This is a genomic window from Nocardioides sp., assembly GCF_036274455.1.
GTDB lineage: Bacteria > Actinomycetota > Actinomycetes > Propionibacteriales > Nocardioidaceae > Nocardioides.
Genome location: NZ_DASUFR010000188.1, coordinates 1 through 6136 on the forward strand (window position 1 = coordinate 1; position 6136 = coordinate 6136).

Sequence of the window (6136 nt, forward strand, 5' to 3'; positions counted from 1 at the left end):
CGATGCCGCGGGTCGAGACGGTCGAGGAGCTCGACCCCGACAACGGCGCCGGGCTCGATTTCTACCCGGTCATCACCGGCGACTACTCCGCCACGCCGGCCTGGGAGTCGCGGCCGGTCAAGGTCGGCGCGAAGGTTGAGAAGCCGACGCCGATCTTCACCAAGCTCGACCCCGGGATCGTGGAGGAGGAGCTGGCGAGGCTCGGCCAGTGATCGGCCCGGTGGTCGGCCAGTGAGGCCGCGCGCCGGTGCGTGAGGGCGAGCCGAGCCGGACCGCCTTCGGGGCCGCGGTGCTGAGAGCGCTGCACCCCGAGCTCGACCGGCCCGTGGTCTTCGACGACCCGCTGGCGTGGCGGATCCTCGGCGACCGCGACGAGATCCTGGCCGGGCTTGAGGACGGGCCCGACCGCTCGCGGCTCCGGATCTTCATCGGGGTCCGGCACCGGTACGCCGAGGACGCCCTGGCCGCGGCGTACGCCCGCGGCACCCGGCAGGCGGTGGTGCTGGGGGCCGGCTTCGACACCTCGGCCTACCGCAACCCGCACGCCGACCTGCGGTTCTGGGAGGTCGACTTCCCGGCCACGGGGGAGTGGAAGCGCGAGCGGCTGGCCGAGGCGCGCATCGCCGTCCCGGACACGGTGTCCTTCGTCGGTGTGGACTTCGAGCGCGAGCCGTTCCTCGAGCGGCTGACCGGGTCCGGGCTGGACGCGGACGCGCCGGCGTTCTTCCTGTGGCTCGGGGTCGTGCCCTACCTCACCCGCGAGGCGACCGCGGCCACGCTTCGGGCCATCGGGTCGATCCCCGGCGGCGAGGTCGTCTTCGACCTGCCCGCCCCCGCCGAGGACGGCGAGGCCAGGGCCCGGGTCGACCGCGCCGAGCTCGAGGCGAGGGTGGCCGGGCTCGGCGAGCCGTTCCGCGGTGGCTGGGAGCCGGCGGAGATGCTGGCGCTCCTGGCCGACGCGGGGTTCGACGACGTCGAGGACCTCGACCGGTCGGCGATCCGCAGCCGCTACCTCGGCCTGCCGCCCCGCCCCGCGCCGGGCGGTGCGCACGTGGTGCGAGCCCGGCGCAGCAGGTGAGGATCACCCTCCAGCTCCACTACTGCTGCTGACTGCGCCCACCGTGCCCGATCACGGCCCGGACCCCGTTGACGCCGTGGAGCTTCAGCTCGACCACGCCGATGTCGGTGGTGCGACCCTCGGTGAGGGCGATGCCGCCCTTGCGCGCGGTGAACCAGTACGGCGTCCCGGGCTCGTTGCGGGCCGAGCTGACCAGCGTGTCCGGGATGAGCACGTCGGGGTGCTCGCCGTAGAGCGCGTCGAGGTCGAGCAGACGGCCACCGGCCTTGCCGGCGTGCAGGAGCTCGACGCGGAACGGCCGGTCGTACTTCTGCTCTCCGGACACCGTCGGGAACAGCCACGACTGGTCGCCCTGGTCGAAGACCCGGAAGCCGAACGGCGCGATCACCGGTCGGTGGCTGCCGGCGTAGCGCATCTCGCCGCGCACCTTGGCCCCCGTGGGGGCGGTGAAGGCGGCGGTCGGCGCAGGAGTGTTGACGACGATGAGCGAGTGCGTGGCCGCGAGGTTCGCCCCGGTGGTGCTCGGCTTGTCCCCGCGCTCCTTGCGTGCAGTGGTGACCGCGGCGGTGTAGGTGCCGGGGACGATGCCGCGGACGGTGTACTGCCCGCCCTCCGACTGCTCGGTCCAGTTCACGGCCATCGCCGTGGCCTGGTCGCCGTCGACGTAGGCGGGACGCAACCAGCTGTCCTCCGGGATTGCGGTGAGCTTGACCTGGCCGCCCTTGGGCAGCGTGCCGGTGAGGTTCACCGTGGGCTGGTCGAGCGGCACCACACCCAGGGCGACCGCGGTGTTGCTCACCAGGTCGACCGCGCGGCCTGCCCAGGGGAACTCGGTCTGCTCCGGGCCGTCGCTGGGGACCGCGCTGCGGCGCAGGTAGAGCGAGTAGGTGCCGATCGGAAGCCCCGTGAAGGTGATCGTCGCGCCGGGAAGGCTCGCGGGGTCGCCCTGCCACACCTTCAGGACCCGCCCGTCGGCGTTGCGGAGCTCGGCGTCGACCGAGCCGTTCGCGCCGGGGAGGCCGGTGTCCGAGGGCGAGACGCTCACCGAGCGACCCGGGTCGAGCGCGAGGTCGGCGGTCGCGACCTTCTTCTTGGCCACCGCCACGACCTGCGACGTCGGGACGTAGGCGGACCCGGCGTACGACGTCGTGACCGTGTAAGGACCCGGCTCGAGCGAGGTGACGACGTAGCGGCCGATGTCGTTGGTGACCACGCCGGCGGCGAAGGCGCCGGTCCGGTCGAGGATCGTCAGGAACTGGTTGGGCAGCGGGACGCCGCCGCTGGTCACCTGTCCGCGGACGATTCCCGCGTGCCGGGTCTTGAACGACACGTGGACCGTGCGGCCGGCGCGCAGCAGCAGCCGCTTCGAGAGGAAGCCCGGGACCGTCGAGTCGGTGTGCAGCCCCTCGTCGCGGTCGGCCTCGACGCGGTAGGGGCCGGGGGCGACCTCGAACCGGTAGTCGCCGTTCGCGTCGGTGACGGTCTGCGCGGCGACGCTGCCGTCGACCCGGGTCAGGCGGAGGAGCCGGTGGCCGCCGTCACCCTTCCAGGTGCCGGTGACCACCGCCGGCGGCTGCACCACGATCCGGCCGAGATCGCGGCGGGGCTGCACGGGGCGGAAGAAGCGCGTGTGCCGCATCCAGCTGTTGAGGCTGCCGTCCGGGCCGACGTAGGACGGCGTGAACCGCTTGGTGGACTCCTGGTCGCACTCGCCCGACCTCCGGGCGCGGTGTCCTCCGCCGCTGCTCACCGACTCGCTGCAGACCCTGACGAGGTACGGCTCGCGGAGCTGCTTGAGCGTGAAGCGGCCGCTCGCGTCGGTCCGGGCGAGGACCCGCTTCTCCTGGGTCAGGTCGACCGGCAGCCCGAGGTCGGAGAAGCGGATGCCGGTGACCAGCGCGTTGCGGATCGGGGTGCCGTTGGGGCCGGTGACCCGGCCGGTGACCGTCCCCTTGGTCGGCGGGGCCTTGGGCCGCTTCGCGTGGTGGTGGTGCCGGACCTTCGCTGCGAGCGGGTCGGGTGGGGTGCTGAAGTAGGTGTTCGGGCCGCCGTGGCCGGCCGCCGCCGGAGCAGCGGTGTGCGCGGCCCGCGACGGCGCGGCGGCACCCGGCTGGGGGAGCAGCAGGACCGCTCCGGCGAGGGCGACCGACAGGGAAGTGGCGACGGCCAGGGGTCGGGCACGCGTCATGCCGGGATCATGCCTCAGCCGATGAGGACTCTTTCCTCCACCGCGCCGTACGCCGCGACGTTGCCGCCCCGCACTGCCTGCTGCTGCTCACCGCTGGGTCCGGTGCCCCGGACCGGAGCAATGCCACGGTGGCTGAGGTGGGAAGGCGTTCTGCGCCTGAGCCTCGAAGCCTTCGCAGCGAAGGCACCCGGGTGAGCCCCAGCCTCGGCTCGCCTGGCTTCGAGGCTCGTCGCTGGCGCTCCTCGCACCTCAGCCACCGTGGTGGGCCTGCCGCTGGTCGAGCCTGTCGAGACCTCCGCAGCGATGGCGCCGACTGGCCCGCCGGTGGCTGAGGTGCGAGGCCGGCCACGGCCGAGCCTCGAAGCCTCCGCAGCGATGGCACCGACTGGCCCGCCGGTGGCTGAGGTGCGAGGCCGGCCACGGCCGAGCCTCGAAGCCTCCGTAGCGAAGGCACCCGGGCGAGTCAGCGTGCGGCTGGTCGCGGAGCCTCACTGGCCAGGTCGCGGATCGGCGGTAGCTGCGCGAGGCCGTTGACCACGACCGAGAAGACCAGCAGGGCCACGGCCAGTGAGTGGTGGCCGGCCGCCCAGAGGCCCCACGAGGCGAGGCCGAAGACCAGGACCTTCACCACCGGGCGCACGACCGGCGAGCCGAAGCGGGCCTTGGGCGAGGCGAACAGGAACCACGCCAGCATGCCCAGCAGCGGCAGCAGCCAGACCAGCAGCCAGCGGGCCGAGGTGGACCAGCCATAGACGCCGAGCCCCACCAGGGCGAGCACCTCGTCGACGAAGACGAGTCCGAGGACCAACCAGCCAAGAGCGACCACCTGGGGATTCTCTAGGGTCGCGCCATGGCGCTCTACCCGATATCGGCCCGGGCGGTCGAGGCCGCGCTGGCCGAGCAGCAGGTGTGGGAGGACGGGTACGACATCGCCGCGGCCCGGGACGCCAACCGCGCGTTCGCGTTGGGCGAGGAGCCCGAGGACGTCGCCGAGGTCGTCGACCTCGACGCGGACGGTGTGCCGGTCCGGCTGTTCCGGCCGCAGGGAGCCGACGCCGGAGTGGTGGTGCACCTGCACGGCGGTGGCTTCGTCTTCCACGACGTCGACGTGCACGACCGGCCGTGCCGGCGCTTCGCGAACCGCCTGGGGATGGCGGTGCTGAGCGTCGACTACCGGCTGGCGCCCGAGCACCGGTTCCCGGCGCCGCTCGAGGACATCGACACGGTTCTGACCTGGCTCGACCACGGCCGTGCCGGGCTCGGGGAGGGGCCGAGGTTCGTGCACGGCGACAGCGCGGGCGGCAACCTCGCGCTGGTGACCGCGTTGCGCCACCCAGGCCGCTTCCGGGCGGCGGTGCTGGTCTACCCGTTCCTCGACCCGACGCGGGGCTTCGCGTCGTACGACCTCGGCGCCGCGGCCGCGTTCGACCCGCGCGAGGCCGAGTGGTACTGGCAGCAGTACGCCCGCGACCAGCGCGACCTCACCCACCCCGACCTGGCGCCGCTGCTCAGCGACCGGCTGGGGACCCTGCCGCCGACGCTGGTCACGACGGCCGAGCACGACCCCCTCCGCGACGAGGGGGAGCACCTCGCCGCTCTCATCGCCGAGGCCGGCGGTGACGTGACCTGCACCCGCTACCTCGGCCAGATCCACGGCTACTGGCGGCACGCGGCGTTCCCGGCCTCCGAGCAGGCCATCCGGCAGGCGTGCACGTTCCTCCGCAGCCACTGACAGGATGACCGCATGCGCGTCCACCTCGGCTGCGACCACGCCGGACTCGACCTCAAGGCGCGCCTGCACGCCTGGCTGACCGAGCACGGGTACGAACCGGTCGACCACGGCCCCTTCGAGTACGACGCACTCGACGACTATCCGGTCTTCTGCCTGCGGGCGGCCGAGGGTGTCGCGCACGACCGCGAGCAGGGGCTGGACAGCCTGGGCGTGGTCATCGGCGGCTCGGGCAACGGCGAGCAGATCGCCGCGAACAAGGTCCCCGGGATCCGCTGCGCGCTGGCGTGGTCGGAGGAGACCGCGTCGCTCGCCCGCGAGCACAACGACGCCCAGGTCGTGTCGGTGGGCGGGCGGATGCACTCGATCGAGGACATGACCAGGTTCGTCGAGGTCTTCCTGAGCACGCCGTTCAGCGGCGAGGAACGCCACGTCCGCCGGCTCGGCCAGATCGGCGACTACGAGCGCACGCGGGTGCTCCCGCCGCTCCCCGAGTCCGCCCAGGGACGCGATGCCTGAGGGGCACACCCTCCACCGGCTCGCCACCGCCCTCGACCAGGCCTTCGCCGGCCACCCCGTCCGGGTGTCCAGCCCCCAGGGACGGTTCGCGGAGTCCGCGGCGCTCCTCGACGGCCGGACCGTCGAGGGCGCCGAGTCGTGGGGCAAGCACCTGTGGGTGCGCTTCGACGGCGATGACCTCGTGCACGTCCACCTCGGGCTCTACGGCCGCTTCGACCTGCTCGAGGGCGCAGGGGCGGTGCCGCCCCCGGTCGGCCAGGTCCGGCTGCGCCTGGTGCGCGCGGACGGCGCCGACCTGCGCGCCCGCACCGAGGTGCGAGCCCTTCGAGGCTCGCAAGCTCGCACCTCAGGAGAGCCGCAGCGAGCCTCGAACGTGTACGCCGACCTGCGGGGCGCCACCGCCTGCGAGCTCCACACGCCCGGGCAGCGCGACGCGCTGGTCGCGCGGCTCGGCCCCGACCCGCTCCGGCCGGACGCGGACCCCGAGCGGGCCTGGCGGCGGATCAGCCGCAGCGACCGGCCGATCGGCGACCTGCTCATGGACCAGGAGGTCGTGGCAGGAATCGGCAACGTCTTCCGCGCCGAGGTGCTGTTCCGGCACCGGATGCACCCGCTCCGGCCG

At 73.5% G+C, this 6136-nt stretch carries 6 protein-coding genes and 1 pseudogene; 5 read left to right on the forward strand and 2 right to left on the reverse strand.

Annotated features, from left to right (window positions below; translation table 11 throughout):
• Together VFV89_RS18900 and VFV89_RS18905 are read left to right on the forward strand one after the other, a co-directional pair.
• Nucleotides 1-212, forward strand: a pseudogene (locus VFV89_RS18900) (methionine--tRNA ligase); the annotation flags it as partial.
• Between the two features lie 35 nt (nucleotides 213-247).
• A complete protein-coding gene (locus VFV89_RS18905) occupies nucleotides 248-1078 on the forward strand; it encodes a class I SAM-dependent methyltransferase (RefSeq protein WP_329707518.1) in 831 nt (276 codons plus the stop codon).
• A gap of 19 nt (nucleotides 1079-1097) precedes the next feature.
• Here the strand turns inward: VFV89_RS18905 and VFV89_RS18910 are convergent, their stop codons facing one another.
• Nucleotides 1098-3266, reverse strand: a complete 2169-nt coding sequence (locus VFV89_RS18910; RefSeq protein ID WP_329707519.1) for a carboxypeptidase-like regulatory domain-containing protein — start codon at nucleotides 3264-3266, stop codon at nucleotides 1098-1100.
• Nucleotides 3267-3729: 463 nt separating this feature from the next.
• Entirely contained in the window at nucleotides 3730-4092 is a 363-nt protein-coding gene (locus VFV89_RS18915; protein WP_329707520.1) for a DUF2568 domain-containing protein, read from the reverse strand.
• 24 nt (nucleotides 4093-4116) lie between these two features.
• On the opposite strand from VFV89_RS18915, the gene VFV89_RS18920 reads away from it, so the two are divergent.
• From VFV89_RS18920 to VFV89_RS18930, 3 genes are all read left to right on the forward strand, one after another.
• Nucleotides 4117-4998, forward strand: coding sequence for an alpha/beta hydrolase (locus VFV89_RS18920; protein ID WP_329707521.1), 882 nt, complete (start codon nucleotides 4117-4119; stop codon nucleotides 4996-4998).
• 12 nt (nucleotides 4999-5010) lie between these two features.
• The gene (locus VFV89_RS18925) at nucleotides 5011-5514 is read left to right on the forward strand and encodes a ribose-5-phosphate isomerase (protein WP_329707522.1); all 504 of its coding nucleotides are present in this window, start codon (nucleotides 5011-5013) and stop codon (nucleotides 5512-5514) included.
• On the forward strand, nucleotides 5507-6136 hold a 630-nt coding region (locus tag VFV89_RS18930), incomplete at its 3' end, for an Fpg/Nei family DNA glycosylase (protein WP_329707523.1). The genes VFV89_RS18925 and VFV89_RS18930, both read left to right, overlap by 8 nt.